General features: G+C 43.2%; 19 protein-coding genes. 18 read left to right on the top strand and 1 reads right to left on the bottom strand.

Annotated features, from left to right (window positions below):
• From ACTHPA_RS06475 to ACTHPA_RS06400, 16 genes are all read left to right on the top strand, one after another.
• Positions 1–362, top strand: a 362-nt coding sequence (locus tag ACTHPA_RS06475) for a hypothetical protein (RefSeq protein ID WP_440499345.1), incomplete at its 5' end; no start/stop codon positions are given.
• A gap of 152 nt (positions 363–514) precedes the next feature.
• On the top strand, positions 515–1285 hold the full coding sequence (locus ACTHPA_RS06470) for a CheR family methyltransferase (protein WP_440499344.1): 771 nt from the start codon (positions 515–517) through the stop codon (positions 1283–1285).
• Between the two features lie 152 nt (positions 1286–1437).
• On the top strand, positions 1438–2619 hold the full coding sequence (gene aroC, locus ACTHPA_RS06465; protein WP_440499343.1) for a chorismate synthase: 1182 nt from the start codon (positions 1438–1440) through the stop codon (positions 2617–2619).
• Position 2620: 1 nt separating this feature from the next.
• Entirely contained in the window at positions 2621–3727 is a 1107-nt protein-coding gene (gene aroB / locus ACTHPA_RS06460) for a 3-dehydroquinate synthase (protein ID WP_440499342.1), read from the top strand.
• Positions 3724–4089: a chorismate mutase gene (gene aroH / locus ACTHPA_RS06455; RefSeq protein ID WP_440499341.1), complete on the top strand. Its 366-nt coding sequence runs from the start codon at positions 3724–3726 to the stop codon at positions 4087–4089. The genes aroB and aroH overlap by 4 nt, the downstream gene beginning before the upstream one ends.
• A 26-nt stretch (positions 4090–4115) precedes the next feature.
• Complete coding sequence (gene hisC / locus ACTHPA_RS06450) at positions 4116–5210, top strand: histidinol-phosphate transaminase (protein WP_440499340.1); 1095 nt, start codon at positions 4116–4118, stop codon at positions 5208–5210.
• Between the two features lie 2 nt (positions 5211–5212).
• Positions 5213–6328: a prephenate dehydrogenase gene (locus ACTHPA_RS06445; RefSeq protein ID WP_440499339.1), complete on the top strand. Its 1116-nt coding sequence runs from the start codon at positions 5213–5215 to the stop codon at positions 6326–6328.
• A 15-nt stretch (positions 6329–6343) separates the two neighbouring features.
• Positions 6344–7651 carry a 3-phosphoshikimate 1-carboxyvinyltransferase gene (gene aroA / locus ACTHPA_RS06440; RefSeq protein WP_440499338.1) on the top strand — a complete coding sequence of 436 codons (1308 nt, stop codon included), beginning with the start codon at positions 6344–6346 and terminating at the stop codon, positions 7649–7651.
• 39 nt (positions 7652–7690) lie between these two features.
• A complete protein-coding gene (locus ACTHPA_RS06435; protein WP_440499337.1) occupies positions 7691–8956 on the top strand; it encodes a tetratricopeptide repeat protein in 1266 nt (421 codons plus the stop codon).
• Position 8957: 1 nt separating this feature from the next.
• Complete coding sequence (locus tag ACTHPA_RS06430; protein ID WP_440499336.1) at positions 8958–9509, top strand: ReoY family proteolytic degradation factor; 552 nt, start codon at positions 8958–8960, stop codon at positions 9507–9509.
• A 30-nt stretch (positions 9510–9539) separates the two neighbouring features.
• A complete protein-coding gene (locus ACTHPA_RS06425; protein WP_440499335.1) occupies positions 9540–10016 on the top strand; it encodes a DUF2487 family protein in 477 nt (158 codons plus the stop codon).
• Between the two features lie 218 nt (positions 10017–10234).
• Positions 10235–10741 (top strand): ubiquinol-cytochrome c reductase iron-sulfur subunit, encoded by a 507-nt coding sequence (locus ACTHPA_RS06420; protein ID WP_440499650.1) that lies wholly within the window; start codon positions 10235–10237, stop codon positions 10739–10741.
• Between the two features lie 22 nt (positions 10742–10763).
• Positions 10764–11438, top strand: a complete 675-nt coding sequence (qcrB, locus tag ACTHPA_RS06415; protein ID WP_440499334.1) for a menaquinol-cytochrome c reductase cytochrome b subunit — start codon at positions 10764–10766, stop codon at positions 11436–11438.
• A gap of 55 nt (positions 11439–11493) precedes the next feature.
• On the top strand, positions 11494–12264 hold the full coding sequence (locus ACTHPA_RS06410) for a c-type cytochrome (protein ID WP_440499333.1): 771 nt from the start codon (positions 11494–11496) through the stop codon (positions 12262–12264).
• Between the two features lie 107 nt (positions 12265–12371).
• Positions 12372–12977 (top strand): DUF1405 domain-containing protein, encoded by a 606-nt coding sequence (locus ACTHPA_RS06405; protein WP_440499332.1) that lies wholly within the window; start codon positions 12372–12374, stop codon positions 12975–12977.
• A 65-nt stretch (positions 12978–13042) separates the two neighbouring features.
• The gene (locus tag ACTHPA_RS06400; RefSeq protein ID WP_440499649.1) at positions 13043–13720 is read left to right on the top strand and encodes a zinc metallopeptidase; all 678 of its coding nucleotides are present in this window, start codon (positions 13043–13045) and stop codon (positions 13718–13720) included.
• A 40-nt stretch (positions 13721–13760) separates the two neighbouring features.
• Here ACTHPA_RS06400 and ACTHPA_RS06395 read toward each other — a convergent pair whose 3' ends face one another.
• The gene (locus ACTHPA_RS06395; RefSeq protein WP_440499331.1) at positions 13761–14633 is read right to left on the bottom strand and encodes a YitT family protein; all 873 of its coding nucleotides are present in this window, start codon (positions 14631–14633) and stop codon (positions 13761–13763) included.
• A gap of 185 nt (positions 14634–14818) precedes the next feature.
• On the opposite strand from ACTHPA_RS06395, the gene ACTHPA_RS06390 reads away from it, so the two are divergent.
• Together ACTHPA_RS06390 and dapB are read left to right on the top strand one after the other, a co-directional pair.
• The gene (locus ACTHPA_RS06390; protein ID WP_440499330.1) at positions 14819–15190 is read left to right on the top strand and encodes a nucleotide pyrophosphohydrolase; all 372 of its coding nucleotides are present in this window, start codon (positions 14819–14821) and stop codon (positions 15188–15190) included.
• The gene (gene dapB, locus ACTHPA_RS06385; protein ID WP_440499329.1) at positions 15190–15990 is read left to right on the top strand and encodes a 4-hydroxy-tetrahydrodipicolinate reductase; all 801 of its coding nucleotides are present in this window, start codon (positions 15190–15192) and stop codon (positions 15988–15990) included. The genes ACTHPA_RS06390 and dapB overlap by 1 nt, the downstream gene beginning before the upstream one ends.
• Positions 15991–15998: the final 8 nt, after the last annotated feature.

Below are 15998 nucleotides of genomic sequence, written 5' to 3'. Positions count from 1 at the left end.
GCTCAAGAATATGGTTTTGCGCTCAAGAATATGATTCTGCGCTCAAGAATCCGTTTTTGCGCTCAAGAAAACGGTTTCGCGCTCAAAAATGTGGTTTTGCGCTCAAGAATCCGTTTCTGCGCTCAAGAATGTGGTTTCGCGCTCAAGAAAACGGTTTTACGCTCAAGAATGTAGTTTCTGCACTCAAGAATGTGGTTTCGCGCTCAAGAATATGGTTTTGCGCTCAAGAATATGATTCTGCGCTCAAGAATCCGTTTTTGCGCTCAAGAAAACGGTTTTACGCTCAAGAATGTAGTTTCTGCGCTCAAGAATGTGGTTTCGCGCTCAAGAATGTGGTTTCGCGCTCAAGAATGAGGTTTTGAAAGCACCGGCCCTGCCGGAAATCCTGTTATTTGGACATTAACTTGCAACTTCATAATTATCTTTGTCCAAAAGAGGACACATTGGAGAATTGTCACATTTGTTACCTTCTATCCGGTATAATAGGTGAAAAAGAGTGTCAGGGGGATTATGCATGTCAGACTACATCGATTTCATATTGAAAATAAAGAAAAAGACTGGAATCGACTTATCATTATATAAAGAAGCACAGATGAAAAGAAGGCTTACGTCCCTCTATGAAAAAAAGGGTTTCCACAACTTTTCGGACTATTATTCCGCAATACATAACGACGACACACTGCTCGATGAATTCCTCGATCGGATGACAATAAATGTTTCGGAATTTTACCGGAACGCACAAAGATGGGACGTTCTTGATAAGAAAATTTTCCCGATGCTGCTTGCCAATAACAAAAAGTTGAAAATATGGAGTGCCGCTTGCTCAACGGGTGAGGAACCGTATTCACTTGCCATGGTATTGTCTTCTCACGTTCCTTTAAGGGATATATCAATTTTAGCGACAGATCTTGATGCAGGCGTATTGGAGCGTGCGAAAGTCGGACTGTATCAAGAACGATCGTTGAAGGAAGTCCCCAAACCCATTTTGGACAAATACTTTGTCAATGAAGGACAGCACTACCAAGTGAAAGATGAAATTAAAAAGACAGTCCAATTCAAACAGCAAAACCTATTAGGGGATCCGTACGGCTCAGGATTCGATCTGATCGTATGCAGAAATGTAATGATTTACTTTACGGAAGAAGCGAAGGATCAGATCTACTCCGATTTTTCAAAAGCGCTAAAGCCAGGGGGAATTCTATTCGTCGGAAGTACCGAGCAAATTTTTAATCCGTCGAAATACGGATTTGAATCAGAAGAGACATTCTTTTACAGGAAACTTTGAGAAAACGTTTTCATATCATATTTATCTTTAAATCCGGAAAATATCCGGATTTTTTCATTAATACCTATAGTCAAAATTGTTTTAGTTTGATAAAGTGCTATGAAACGGATGTTTAATCCATCCTTAAGAAGAGAGATAAAGGAGGAAATGGAATGAGGTTTTTTACAGCTGGCGAGTCACACGGTCCACAATTGACAGCCATTATTGAAGGGTTGCCCGCTCAAATGCCATTGACGGCAGAAATGATCAACAACGAATTGAAAAGACGTCAAGGCGGCCATGGACGTGGTCGTCGGATGCAAATAGAAAAAGATCAGGTGCTTATTACCTCCGGTGTAAGACATGGGAAGACGCTCGGATCGCCTGTAACATTGACGGTCGTTAATGACGATTGGAAACATTGGACGAGTATTATGGGAGTCGAACCATTGGCGGACGATGTAAATCCCGAAGATATAAAGAGACAAATTTCAAGACCACGGCCAGGTCATGCGGATCTTGTGGGTGGTATGAAATATAGACATCGCGATTTACGAAATGTCCTTGAAAGATCCTCCGCAAGGGAGACGACGATGCGAGTAGCAATTGGAGCTGTAGCGAAACAATTTCTTCGTCAGTTAAACATCAACACAGTTGCACATGTGACGGAAATTGGCGGCATAACGACCGATCCTGAAACGTATTCCGGATTGTCGATGGATGAGCTGCGAACAATCATCGAGAATGATCCTGTCTATTGCGCGGATAAAGAGGCGTCTGCCAGAATGGTTGCAGCGATTGATGATATTAAAGGACGCGGAGATACGCTTGGGGGAGTCGTAGAGGTCGTTGTAGAAGGCTGCCCGCCAGGAATCGGCAGCTACGTCCAATTTGACCGTAAAATGGATGGAAAGCTTGCTGGAGCCATGATGAGCATTAATGCTTTCAAAGGTGTAGAGTTCGGATTGGGCTTTAAAATGGCACAAAAACCGGGAAGCGAAGTGCATGATGAGATTGCATGGTCAGAGGAGCTCGGCTACTATCGGAAATCCAATCGCCTAGGTGGACTTGAGGGAGGCATGACGACAGGAATGCCGATTGTCATCCGGGGTGTCATGAAACCGATCCCTACATTGTACAAGCCGCTTGAGAGCGTAGATATCGATACGAAGGAACCATTCGTAGCGACAATCGAGAGATCAGATCCTTGTGCAGTACCGGCTGCGTCAGTTGTTGCGGAGCATGTAATTGCAACCGAAATGGCAAAAGCGATTATGGATGAATTCCGATCCGATACGATGGATGGCTTGAAGGAAGAGATCGAGCGCTACCGACAATATGTAAAGGAGTTCTAATATGGGGAAACTGACCGTTCAATTGCCTGACGCACAATATGATGTTCGTATTGGAGAGCATGTGTTTGACTTGTTATCGACAGATTATCTCGACTTGCTGGAAAGTGCTGATCGAGTGGGGGTCATCGCTGATGAACAGGCAGCCGACCTTCACTTGCCAGTACTTCTTGAAGCCCTGCAAAAATCTGGAGTTGAACCTTTTATAAAGATAGTCCCTCAAGGGGAAAGTTGTAAGACGCAGGAAGTATATTTTGAATGCCAATCCTATTTAGTAAGAGAGAATTTCACCCGGAATTCCATCCTTATCGCATTTGGGGGAGGGGCATGTGGAGACTTGACAGGATTTGTTGCCGCCACTTTCATGAGAGGGATCAAATTCATCCAATGTCCGACGACTATCCTTGCACACGATAGTGCAGTGGGGGGGAAGACCGCCATCAATCTTCCGGAAGGGAAAAACATGGTCGGTTCCTTCCATCAGCCGTCAGTAGTATTATTCAATACGGAACTGTTACGAACATTGCCGCCTCGTGAAATTCGCTCGGGTATGGCGGAATTGATCAAGCATGCCTTCATTTCTGATGAAAAATGGTCTGTAATGCTGCTGGAAGAAGAGAATTTTACTAAACCAGCAGAAGAATGGTTATCGGAAGAACTGTTAAAAGGAATTAGAGTGAAAGCAGATATCGTCGCAGCAGATGAATTTGAGCATTCCACAAGAAAGTTTTTGAATTTCGGCCATACTTTCGGCCATGCTGTGGAAGCGGTTTGCGGCTTTGGAGGTCTGAGTCACGGGGAATGTGTTGTTATCGGTATGGCATACAGCTTCATTCTAAGTGAACGCCATGGAAAGATTAACCCGTCATTTACAAATCGTTATATTCAATTCGCAAGAAAGAATGGATATTCATTCGAACCGGTTTTGCAACATTCATTTAGCAGTTTCCTTGTCTTCATGGAAAAAGATAAAAAAGCTGCATTCGGCGAAATGAATTTCGTCATGTTGGAAGAGCTAGGCAAACCATTTGTAATGAAAGTTTCATCCGAAGAATGTGAACAGGCTTTTCTTGATTTGCAGAGAAGAATCAGAATGGGGGAACAGTCATGACTGTGAGAGGTGTAAGGGGGGCGACTACCGTTGTCTCAGATCAAACTGACATAGTACTTGATGCGACGAGAAATTTAGTAATGGAAATGGCAAAAGAAAATGCAGTTGCACCTGAAGAAATCGTTTCAGTCATCATTTCAACGACACGAGATATTGAATCAGCTTTTCCTGCTAAAGCAGTCAGGACGATTGATGGATGGAAATACGTACCGGTCATGTGCACGCATGAAATGGACGTTCCCGGTTCATTGTCACTATGCATCCGCATCCTTATGCATGTCAATTCCGAAACGAATCAAAAAGATATTAAACATATTTATCAAAACGAAGCAGTGAAGCTACGACCTGATTTGCAAAACTAAAAGATATTCAGACCGGAGGAATACATATGCAGTGGAAAACAGTTCTCAACACTATGAAGCCCTATACACCGGGAAGATCTATTGAAGCAGTGAAAAAGGCTTACGGATTGGACAATGTCATCAAATTGGCTTCGAATGAAAACCCGTACGGCTGTGCATCTACTGTAACTGAGTTTTTAGGCAGCACGACGATGCCGTTTGAAATTTATCCGGATGGACATGGGACAACTCTACGCGCAAAACTGGCAGAAAAACATAAAGTGGACGAATCATCAATCCTCTTCGGAAATGGATCTGACGAAATTATTTCAATCATTTCGCGCGCATTGCTTGATGAACAAGTCCATACAATCATGCCGACTCCGTCTTTTCCTCAATACGTTCATAATGCTAAAATTGAAGGGGCAGAAATTACAGAAATTCCTTTAAAGAAAGGTTATCATGATTTAAATGATTTCGCTAACGCGATAAATGAACGGACTGCCATCATTTGGGTATGTAATCCAAACAATCCGACCGGAAGCCTCATTCCAAGCGATGAGTTGGTACAATTTCTAGTACAAGTACCTGAAAATATCCTTGTCGTCCTAGACGAAGCATATTTTGAATATGTAACCGATCCAAATCATGTCGACTCCATTACATTGTTGGATCGTTTCCCTAACATCCTCATATTGCGCACATTTTCAAAAGCGTATGGTCTTGCGTCTTTCAGAATAGGGTATGCAGTTGGCTCATCTGATATTATTACCGAGTTGAATAAAGTGCGAAACCCTTTTAATAACAATACACTTGCAGTGGCAGTTGCAAGCAAGGCTTTGGAAGACGATGCATTCATCGAAAAATGCCGGACATTGAATGAAAAAGAGAGAGTGCGCTTCAAGAAATTTGCTGATGAAAAAGGAATCCACATGTTTGATTCAGAAACGAACTTCGTCTTACTAGAAGTCCCAAACGATGCCGATGAAGCTTCGGAATTCCTATTACAGCATGGCTTTATCGTTAGAAGCGGCAATGCACTTGGAACTCCTGGATATGTCAGAATTACCATCGGGACTGAATCACAGAATACTGGGTTGCTTGAAGCATTTACTCTTTTATTACAAGAAAAAGGTAGATGAAAATGACTGATAATGTAGCAATTATAGGCTTGGGTCTCATAGGGGGATCACTGGCGCTAGCATTAAAACGTGGCGGCCGTAATATACAAATAACAGGTTTTGACCGTTCTTATGCAACTGCAGACGAAGCGTACCGCCGAGGTATCGTTGATAGAATTGCGCCTTCCGCAAAGGCGGCATGCGAAAAGGCGGATTTCATTATTTTTGCAACTCCGGTGAATACGACGATTGCCTTGATGGAAGAAGCTTCGGAATGGACATTCAAAGAAAATGTCATCATTACCGATACGGGCAGCACGAAAAATCCTATCATGAGGGCTGCCGAAAGACTCCAGAATAGAGGTTTGACATTCATCGGAGGACATCCGATGGCTGGATCACATAAAAGCGGCATCGCTGCAGCTAAAGGGCATCTTTTCGAAAATGCATATTATGTGTTAACACCTTCCGAACATGAAAGCTCTGAACAAATCGATAGGTTGACTGATCTGTTGGCTCCTTCAAAAGGCAAAATCGTTGTCTTAGATGCAGCCGAGCATGATCGAATGACTGCAATTGTAAGTCATTTTCCTCATATCATCGCGTCATCACTTGTTGGAAGACTGGCTGATCAGGAAAAAGAACAGCCTTTTGTGAAAAATCTGGCGGCTGGCGGTTTCCGCGATTTAACACGTATTGCTTCCGCAGATCCTACAATGTGGCGGGACATTACGATTCAAAATCGTGACGAGCTACTTGGGCAATTGGATGGATGGCTAGAGGAAATGCAGTCGATCCGTTCTATGATCGTGGAAAATGATCCCGATCGAATATACAATTTCTTTTCCGATGCTAAGGAATTCAGGGACCACTTGCCTTCCACTTTCAAGGGAGCAGTACAAGGCGCCTTGTATATGACGTTTGATTTACATATCGACATCCCAGATCATCCCGGTATTATTTCTGAAATAACGAAAATCCTTGCAGATGAACAAATAAGCATAACGAACATACGAATTGTCGAGACACGGACGGATGTCTATGGGATTCTCGTCATCAGTTTCCAAACGGCTGACGATCGTAAAGCTGCAAGGGCGGTTCTTGCAAAAACAACGGATTATAGTATGCATATTCTCTAATAAGGGGGCTTCTTCATGGTTGAAACGAAAACAGTGGAATACGATAAGCCTTTAGTAAAAGGTTCAATTAAAGTACCTGGTGACAAATCTATATCCCATCGTGCTATTATGTTAGGGTCGATAGCGAAAGGCCGTACTGCAATTAAAGGTTTCCTAGATGGAGAAGATTGTTTGCGGACGATCGAGATTTTTAAGCGATTGGGCGTCTCGATCGAACGAAAAGGAACAGATGTTGTCGTAGATAGTCCTGGGATTGGAAAGTGGACAACTCCGAAGGAAGAGCTATATGCTGGGAATTCAGGGACGACTGCAAGATTGATGCTCGGAATCTTATCCGGTTCACCGGTCACTTCCACAATGACCGGGGATGACTCTTTGTCGAAGCGACCGATGAAAAGAGTGACTACTCCATTGCAATCAATGGGTGCGTCTATCGCTGGCGCAGAGAGTGGAGATTTCCTTCCGCTGACAATTGAAGGCACTGAGCTCGAAGGAATTGACTACAACATGCCAGTTGCAAGTGCGCAAGTGAAATCTGCGATTCTGTTTGCAGGATTAAATGCAGAAGGAGAAACGGTTGTCAGGGAAACTGCTGTGTCAAGAGATCATACAGAGCGGATGCTCAAACAGTTTGGGGCAGAACTTGTTCAAGATGGGAAGACTGTAAGCATCAAGGGCGGTCAGGCTTTGACAGGTACAGACGTCACCGTTCCCGGAGATATATCCTCGGCAGCCTTTTTCATGGTTGCTGCAGCCATGATAGAAGGCAGTGAAGTAGATTTCTTGGATGTTGGTCTAAATCCGACAAGAACAGGGATTATTGAAGTGTTGCGTCAAATGGGAGCTAAAGTGGATATACTCGAACAAAACGGTGAAATGGGCGAACCTTATGGGGTAGTAAAAGTTTCTCACGACCGTTTGGAAGGAATAGAGATAAGTGGGGATATCATACCGACGCTGATCGATGAATTGCCGATCATCGCATTGCTGGCCACTCAAGCAACAGGAACAACCGTCATAAAGGATGCCGGGGAACTACGCGTCAAGGAAACAGACCGCATTGCCGCCGTCACTGACGAACTAACGAAGCTAGGTGCCAATGTCAAAGCGACAGACGACGGTATGATTATAGAAGGGCCTACAGCGCTATCAGGGGGCGAACTGAAATCGTATGGCGATCACAGAATAGGAATGATGGCTGCCATTGCCTCATTGGTATCGGATGGTCCTATTCATATTGAAGACCCTTCTTGCATAGCGATTTCTTACCCGAACTTTTTTGATCATTTGTCGCAAATCGTCTCGGCGCGCATTGAAGAATAATTTTCCTAGTGTATACATTTTGAAGGATCAGGTGAAAATATGAAGCAGTTACATGATTTTGAAAAAGCGGTACACGATGGAGATATAGGGCAAGTTAATGACTTGATTGATCGTGTGGAAAAGTCCGGAGACTTCGATTTACTATATGAAGCTGCGGGATTATTAGTCGATTACGGATATGTCGGCCAAGCCGACCATATTTACGAAACATTGATCTCCTATATGCCTGACGAACCGCAATTGAAGATTGACCGGGCAAATACTTTGATGGAACTTGGCGATGAAGATGAAGCGTTGCTGTTGCTTTCAGAAGTAACGCCTGACCAAGAGGAATATGTCCAAGCGCTATTAGCTCTAGCCGATTACTATCAGATGATAGGGATGGCAGAGGCAGCTCTCGGAAAGGTGAAAGAGGCTCTCTCTCGTTCGCCGCATGTACCGGTCATCCGATTTGCTTACGCTGAACTTCTTCTCGATTCGGGGAGATATCTCGAGGCCGCGAAGCTATACTCCGAACTTTATGATGAAGGTCATAATGAAATCGCTGGTATGTCGATTCCGCTTCGGCTCGCTGAAACATATAGTGCAGGCGCGGCTTATGAGGAAGCGCTCCCTTATTACGAAAAAATTTTGGCAGATGAGCAACTACCCGACACGCTGTTCGGAGCTGCATACGCCTACTATCAGAGCAGTCAGCCGGATAGGTCGATAAATTTGCTTGAAGATTTAATTGTAATGGATCCCGATTATTTCTCTGCTTATATGCTAGCTGGTCAAGCATATTCCCAATTAGGGGACGACGAGAAGGCATTTGAATTATTCAAACAAGGCATCAAACGTGATGAATTTGACAAGGAACTTCGACTCTCAGCGGGCAAATCAGCGCTCAAGCTAGGATTGCCTCTTGAAGCGGAAGAACATTTGCAGCATGCAATTGCACTGGATCCCGAATATATCGATGCCATTGTAACACTTGCTTCTCTCTATAATGAAAGGGAAGAGCATGGGGAACTGCTGAAACTTCTGACTGAAATGAATGAAGAACAAATGGACATTCCACTTTTATCTGCATTCAAAGCTTATGCTCTTGAAAGAGAGGAACAATATGCACATGCATACGTATCTTACAGTAAGGCATATGCTGGAATGAAGGATGATCCATCATTTTTGGATCGATACGCAAGATTTCTTTTGGATGAAGGAAAAAGGGATGAAGCTATCGAAGTAGTTAAGACGCTAGCAAGCTTTACACAACATGAGGAATGGACCGCTTTTCTTGAAACGTTGAATGACGAGGAGGTGTGATATGACAGCCATGATTCCTGTCGCTGCCAAAAAAGACTTCGTGCGGTGGTTTTTAAAGCGCTATAAATTGAAGCGCCGGGAATGTGTGTGGATTTTGAATTATCTATTGAGCCATGAGCAACTTCTTCAAAACGTCCACTTTACGGATGAAGCACATTACTGTCCGCGGGCGATGGTTATTTCAACAATAAATTCGGAAAGCATCCCTTTCCGTTTTTACAAAGGCAATCTAATGACTGCCGATGCGGAAAAATCATTTCATGATTTGCGTCTCCACCCGGAGGAAAAAATGTATATCCAATTGAATTTCCCGAACAGCCATGCATGTCCAGAATATGCAAGCGTACGGGAGGAAAACCCGTTTCTTCCTGTAGAGCTCCAAGTGAGCGCGCGGGATCGGAAAATTGCCGAGCAGCTTCTAGAGGAGAGTGTAGCCTCATTGTCCATGGATCTGCTTATGAAAAGAGTCGATGAGGCACTTGACGCCAATGACCGGGAACGGTTCCTCATCCTGTCGGCAATGCTGAACGATATGAAGATTACAAAAGACTAATGACTCCGTCTTCCAGATGGAGTCATTTGCATGAATATTATTAGGGGGCTGGTTAAAGTGAATTGGACAGGCAAGGATATGGATACATATTTGCTTCAAAAAGAATATATCGATACGTTGGTGATTCCGCTTGTAAAAGTTGAAACGAAGATGGATAATATGAAGACAAGCGCTTCTTCGACAGAATTCGTCATGCATCTCGCGTCTTTGATTGAGACTCAATTCAAAGGGAGGATGATGTTTGCGCCTCCTTTTGCTTATACTTCAGCAACGGATAAACAGCAAATGGCCGAAACGACAATGCAGGAATTTTCCGATACAACATTCAAGCACGTTTTCTTCTTGACGACCGATCACACTTGGACGTCAATGGATCTGCCTGGACAAGTTATTTGGATGCCTTCAATCCCGTTGGAAAACATGGATGCCTCTTTGCGGCAATCAATCCTGGAAGATCAGCTGCGTCAGTCTTTGCCAATATTCACCGAGCAATGGTCGAAGCAATAACTGCTCCATTGTTAGTCGTCTTTCCCACTTAGCTTAATTTAACTGTCGAGTGGTTATGTATGGAATGTGTGTAAAATTCATGAATTGTTCACAATCTGTACATACAGCTGAAAGCATGATTGAATTTACACTAATATTGATATATCATAGATATGTCCTAGTTTTACAATTAGCAAAAGTATGTCCGTTGGACTGATTTTGGAGTAAGAGGAGGGAAACTGATGAGCAGCAAAGTGTCTAGACGCCAATTCCTAAGCTATACATTAATGGGTGTCGGTGGATTCATGGCTTCAGCAATGTTGATGCCGATGGTCCGCTTTGCGGTCGATCCAGTATTGCAACCAAAAGGTGAAGGTGAGTTCGTTCCGACTCCGCAAAAAGCGGACGATCTAACTGAAACGCCTGTACGTGTTGACTTTACTATTAAAGATCGTAAAGATGCATGGTACAAATCCGATGTATCGAACACCGCTTGGGTCTACAAAGAAGGCGATACGATCATCGCACTTTCTCCTGTCTGTAAGCACCTTGGATGCACGGTGAACTGGGAAGGCGACGAAAAGCATAAGAATGAATTCTTCTGCCCTTGCCATAATGGACGTTACGAGAAAAATGGTAAAAACATACCAGGAACTCCACCACTCGGACCGCTTGATGAGTTTACGGTCGAAGTCGTGGATGGCTATGTACATCTTGGAAAAACGGTTCCAAACACATTAGTTTAATATGTAAGGGGGTACGACCGAAGTGCTGAATAAAATTTATGATTGGGTTGACGAACGGTTGGATATCACCCCGATTTGGCGTGATATCGCTGACCATGAAGTACCTGAGCACGTGAACCCTGCACATCATTTTTCTGCATTCATTTATTGTTTCGGAGGTTTGACGTTTTTCGTAACGGTCATCCAGATTCTTTCAGGCATGTTCCTTACAATGTATTACACCCCGGATATTGAAAATGCATGGAAATCCGTTTACTATCTTCAAAACGAAGTTGCATTCGGTGAGATTGTGCGTGGGATGCACCACTGGGGAGCATCGCTAGTTATCGTAATGATGTTCTTGCATACATTGCGTGTATTCTTTACTGGCTCATATAAAAAGCCTCGTGAATTGAACTGGATCGTCGGAGTATTAATATTTATCGTTATGCTTGGTCTAGGTTTCACAGGTTACTTATTGCCATGGGATATGAAAGCGTTGTTCGCTACTAAAGTTGGTATTGAAATTGCTGCATCGGTGCCATTCATCGGTGAACAAATTAAAATCCTTCTTGCGGGTGACTCCACAATTCTTGGAGCTCAAACATTGACACGATTCTTTGCGATTCATGTATTTTTCCTACCTGCTGCTTTGCTTGGGTTGCTTGCGGCACACTTTATCATGATCAGAAGACAAGGTATTTCCGGTCCGCTATAAGATTAACATGCAACAATATGTTGATCGTCTGAAATTAGAATAAGGAGGGGACAAAATGCAACGCGGAAAAGGTATGAAATTTGTTGGTGACTCGCGCATCAAAGCAGAAGGCAAGATGCCGAATGTCCCTAAAGATTACTCGGAATATCCGGGTAAAACAGAAGCTTTCTGGCCGAACTTCCTCTTGAAAGAGTGGATTATCGGTGCCATCTTCCTAATCGGATATTTAATTCTGACAGTTGCCCATCCGTCTCCGCTTGAGCGTCAAGCTGATCCTACGGATACAACATACATACCGGTTCCTGACTGGTATTTCCTATCCATGTACCAATTGCTAAAGTATGAGTTTGCATCCGGACCGTTTAACGTAGTCGGTGCGATTATCATGCCTGGTTTGGCTATTGGAGCTTTAATGCTTGTTCCTTTCATGGATACTTCGAAAGAGCGTCGTCCATTCAAGCGCCCTCTTCCGACTGCTTTCATGCTCCTTACTTTCGCAGCACTTTTCTATTTGACATGGGAATCAGTCGTGAACCATGACTGGGAAAAAGCGAAAGCACAAGGTGCAATTGTTGAAGAAGTTCAATTCGATCCAGAATCTGAAGGTTATCAGATTTACGCAGGATCTTCATGTATCGGCTGTCATGGTGACGCTTTCCAAGGTGGTCTAGGACCAGCATTAATCAACACAGGACATACACCAGAAGAGATTGTCGACATTGCACATAATGGTATTGGTACAATGCCACCAGGGCAATGGACAGGCTCGGACGAAGATTTGCAAGTCCTAGCAGAATTCCTTGCAGGCTTGAAAACTGAAGAGTAATATCAACAGGAAAAAGAGTCAGGAGACTGACTCTTTTTTTTTACAAATTATTATACATAAACGTTTTAATTAACTGCTGAATGACATTTCTTTTTGGGGAGATGGCGATGATTTCTATTTATAATCGTATTTGGTTTATATTATCACATAAATCATTTCTATGGATTTTATTATTCGTCAACATAATTGGCACGGTATACGGCTATGATTGGTATATGTGGCAATTGGAGTTGACGGAACCGAAATTTTGGATTTTTGTTCCGGATAGTCCAACGGCAAGTCTGTTTTTCTTACTTGCAATTATTGGTTGGCTAATCGGTCGGAATTTCAAATTGATCGAAGCACTCGCTCTCATCACTCTCGTTAAATATGGATTATGGGCAGTTGTCATGAATTTGCTTACTATGCTAGAACTGGGCGAATTAGATCCTGTCGGTTGGATGCTCATCGGCTCTCATTTTGCAATGGCAGTGCAGGCTATCCTCTATAGCCCATTTTATAAATTTAAGCTTAAGCATATCGCCATAGCGGGAATTTGGACATTACATAATGATGTAATCGATTATGTATTCGGACAGATGCCGATTTATCATGATTTGATGAAACATATGCAACAAATCGGCTATTTCACATTCTGGCTCTCCATCGCATGTATAGCTTTGGCAGTTGCTCTATGGAAAATAAGGAAGAATCGGGAAGTAGCTATAGTATAATAGTAAAAAGTTGCGGTTCAATCGTGCTCATTATAAAATAAGAGTAGACATAAAAGGGAGGGGAAATAGGATTGTCTTTTATCGTTTATTTGGTTATCATCATGCTGCTTCCGTTGTATACCCAATTCAAAGTAAAAAGTACGTATAACAAATACGCACAAATTCGTTCGACATCAGGTATGACAGGTGCACAAGTTGCACGTCTTATCCTCGATCGCAACGGTTTGCAAGACGTAAAAGTCGTTGAAAGCAAAGGGTTTTTGAGTGACCATTATAACCCGTTGACAAAAACGGTCGCATTATCATCTCAAAACTATCATGAAGCTTCAGTTGCTGGTACTGCTGTCGCGGCACACGAGGTCGGACACGCCATTCAAGACGCAGAAGCATATGCATTTTTGCGATTCCGCCATCGATTGGCTCCGGTAGCGAACATCACATCTAACGCTTCATGGATTTTCATTATTATCGGGATACTTGCATCTAGCATGAATTACATGCTCGGAATAGGAATCGCGTTAATGGCAGTAGGTGTTTTATTCCAAGTTGTAACATTGCCTGTAGAGTTTAATGCATCAACGCGTGCAATGAATCAGATTGTTGAGCTAGGCATCATTCGAAATGAAGAAGAACCTCATGCGAAGAAAGTATTGAGCGCTGCCGCAATGACATATGTCGCTGCCACAGCTGTTGCCGTAATGGAACTGCTTCGACTTTTGCTGATTTTTACGAACAGAGATTAAAACGAAAAACCCGACCGCAAATGGTCGGGTTTTTATATGGTCAATGATCTAACGGTTGTTTCTGGTCATCGAGTGTGAAACCTTCCCCTAATACATCATGTACATCTGAAACCGACACAAATGCATGAGGATCAATCGAAGTGACAATATTTTTCAATCGCATCATCTCATTTCTACCGACGACGCAATATAATATTTCACGGTCTGATTTTGTGAAATGGCCATATCCCTTAAAAACAGTAACACCTCTGTCCATTTCCATCGTAATCTTCGAAGCAATCTTGTCTTGAGCTTCTGAAATGATAAAAGCACCTTTAGCGGCGTATGCACCCTCTTGAACGAAGTCGATCACACGAGCACCGACGAACAGTGCGACAAGCGTATACATCATAGACCTATGATCCAAGTAGACTGCCCAAGAAAGCAAAATTACGAACGCGTCAAACATAAACATTGTCTTTCCCATGCTCCAGCCTATGTACTTATGCGCCAAACGTGCGATAATATCTACACCGCCAGTTGTTCCGCCATACCTGAAAATGATGCCGAGCCCAATACCGATGAAAACACCAGCGAAAAGGGCCACAAGGAACATATCGCCTTCCAAATGGATGTTGAACTGGTATTTCATAAAGACTTTCAAGAAGACGGATACAGCGACGGTACCGATAATCGTATAGATGAAAACTTTCCTTCCTAAAAGCTTCCAACCGATGATGAACATCGGAATGTTTAACACTAAGTTCATAATGGCCGGATCCCAGTTGAAGGCAAATAAGAGGATAAGCGTAATACCGGTAAATCCGCCTTCTGCTAGTTCGTGCTGAATATTAAAATGTACAAGGCCAAAACTGAATATCGCCGCTCCGAGGATAATGAAAAAAACATTTTTGAATTTTATTCCGTGAAGCAAATGATAACCACCTTTCTTTCTTACGTCTAGACTCCGGGCGCCAGAGACTCGGGTCATAAGTCAAAGATGCTCTGTGGCAAAGTGCGCCACGCCACATCTTTGCCTTATGCCTGTCGCCTCTGTGCAGGCGCCCTCCGCTTTTGCTATTATCAATGATTACAGATTTTTTGACAATAGTCCTATGAATGAATACGATAACAAATGAAGGAGACGGAAGCAAATTGGAACAAGCAAAAACGATGAAAAACTTGCAAGAAGAAGTTCATACGTACATATCGAGTTTTGAGGAAGGGTATTTCCCTCCGATGGAGATGCTCGCCCGCCTTACAGAAGAGCTTGGTGAACTTTCGAGGGAAGTCCAGCATGTATATGGCGTGAAAAAGAAAAAGGAGAGCGAAGAAATCAAATCGCTAGCAGAGGAGACAGGTGATTTATTGTTTGTTCTCATCTGTTTCGCGAATTCACAAGGAATCAGTCTAGAGGATGCATTAATGAATGTCTTGAATAAATTCAAAGAACGTGACGCAGACCGCTGGACGAAAAAGGAGGAAATTTGATGAAAATAAAAGTAGCCATTGCAGGGGCCCGTGGAAGAATGGGGTCTACAGCGATAGAAGCGATAGAAGCGGCAAATGACGCAGAAGTAGTAGCTGCACTGGATTATAAATATGACGGTTTGCATTTACATAATGGTGCGATAAATGAAGAGAAAAAGGGTATTCCAGTATATACATCGTTTTCAAAGCTTTGCGAAGATCATCAACCGGCAGTGCTGTTGGATGTAACTGATCCGGATGCCGTCTTCAATAATGTGAAAGCAGCTTTGTCACTTGGCGTCCATCCGGTCGTCGGAACTTCCGGTTTGTCGAAGCAGGAGCTGGATTCCATCTTTGAATTGGTGGAGTCAACTCATGTCGGTGGAATCATTGCTCCGAATTTCTCCATTGGAGCCGTTCTCATGATGAAGTTTGCCGCACAAGCAGCCCGCTATTTGGGGGATGTGGAGATTCTCGAAATGCATCATGACCGAAAACTAGATGCACCTTCTGGAACTGCCGTAAAAACCGCAGAAATGATTAAAGAAAATAGACCAGCGCATATTCAAGGGCACCCAGAGGAGCAAGTCCATTTGGAAGGGGCAAGGGGAGCTGATGTGGAAGGGATGAAAATCCATAGTGTTCGGTTGCCAGGTTTGCTAGCCCACCAACAAGTCCTCCTTGGCGGAGAAGGGGAGTTATTGACGATTCGTCATGATTCATTTGACAGGAAAAGCTTTATGCCAGGGATTATGATGGCGATCCGGGAAGTGATCGATCGAAAAGATCTCGTATATGGCTTAGAAAATATAATCGATTAACGTTGTTC

Origin of the sequence: Sporosarcina sp. SAFN-015 (genome assembly GCF_051966875.1) — a bacterium.
GTDB lineage: Bacteria > Bacillota > Bacilli > Bacillales_A > Planococcaceae > Sporosarcina.
This window is presented reverse-complemented; position numbering and strand designations above follow the sequence as displayed.

Bases quoted from the DNA above. Each gene is read 5' to 3' on its own strand.
- dapB (WP_440499329.1), top strand. From the start codon at position 15,190: ATGAAAATAAAAGTAGCCATTGCAGGGGCCCGTGGAAGAATGGGGTCT.
- ACTHPA_RS06430 (WP_440499336.1), top strand. From the start codon at position 8,958: ATGACAGCCATGATTCCTGTCGCTGCCAAAAAAGACTTCGTGCGGTGG.
- ACTHPA_RS06405 (WP_440499332.1), top strand. From the start codon at position 12,372: ATGATTTCTATTTATAATCGTATTTGGTTTATATTATCACATAAATCA.
- aroH (WP_440499341.1), top strand. From the start codon at position 3,724: ATGACTGTGAGAGGTGTAAGGGGGGCGACTACCGTTGTCTCAGATCAA.
- ACTHPA_RS06470 (WP_440499344.1), top strand. From the start codon at position 515: ATGTCAGACTACATCGATTTCATATTGAAAATAAAGAAAAAGACTGGA.
- ACTHPA_RS06425 (WP_440499335.1), top strand. From the start codon at position 9,540: ATGAATATTATTAGGGGGCTGGTTAAAGTGAATTGGACAGGCAAGGAT.
- aroC (WP_440499343.1), top strand. From the start codon at position 1,438: ATGAGGTTTTTTACAGCTGGCGAGTCACACGGTCCACAATTGACAGCC.
- aroB (WP_440499342.1), top strand. From the start codon at position 2,621: ATGGGGAAACTGACCGTTCAATTGCCTGACGCACAATATGATGTTCGT.
- ACTHPA_RS06410 (WP_440499333.1), top strand. From the start codon at position 11,494: ATGCAACGCGGAAAAGGTATGAAATTTGTTGGTGACTCGCGCATCAAA.
- ACTHPA_RS06445 (WP_440499339.1), top strand. From the start codon at position 5,213: ATGACTGATAATGTAGCAATTATAGGCTTGGGTCTCATAGGGGGATCA.
- hisC (WP_440499340.1), top strand. From the start codon at position 4,116: ATGCAGTGGAAAACAGTTCTCAACACTATGAAGCCCTATACACCGGGA.
- ACTHPA_RS06435 (WP_440499337.1), top strand. From the start codon at position 7,691: ATGAAGCAGTTACATGATTTTGAAAAAGCGGTACACGATGGAGATATA.
- aroA (WP_440499338.1), top strand. From the start codon at position 6,344: ATGGTTGAAACGAAAACAGTGGAATACGATAAGCCTTTAGTAAAAGGT.
- ACTHPA_RS06390 (WP_440499330.1), top strand. From the start codon at position 14,819: ATGAATACGATAACAAATGAAGGAGACGGAAGCAAATTGGAACAAGCA.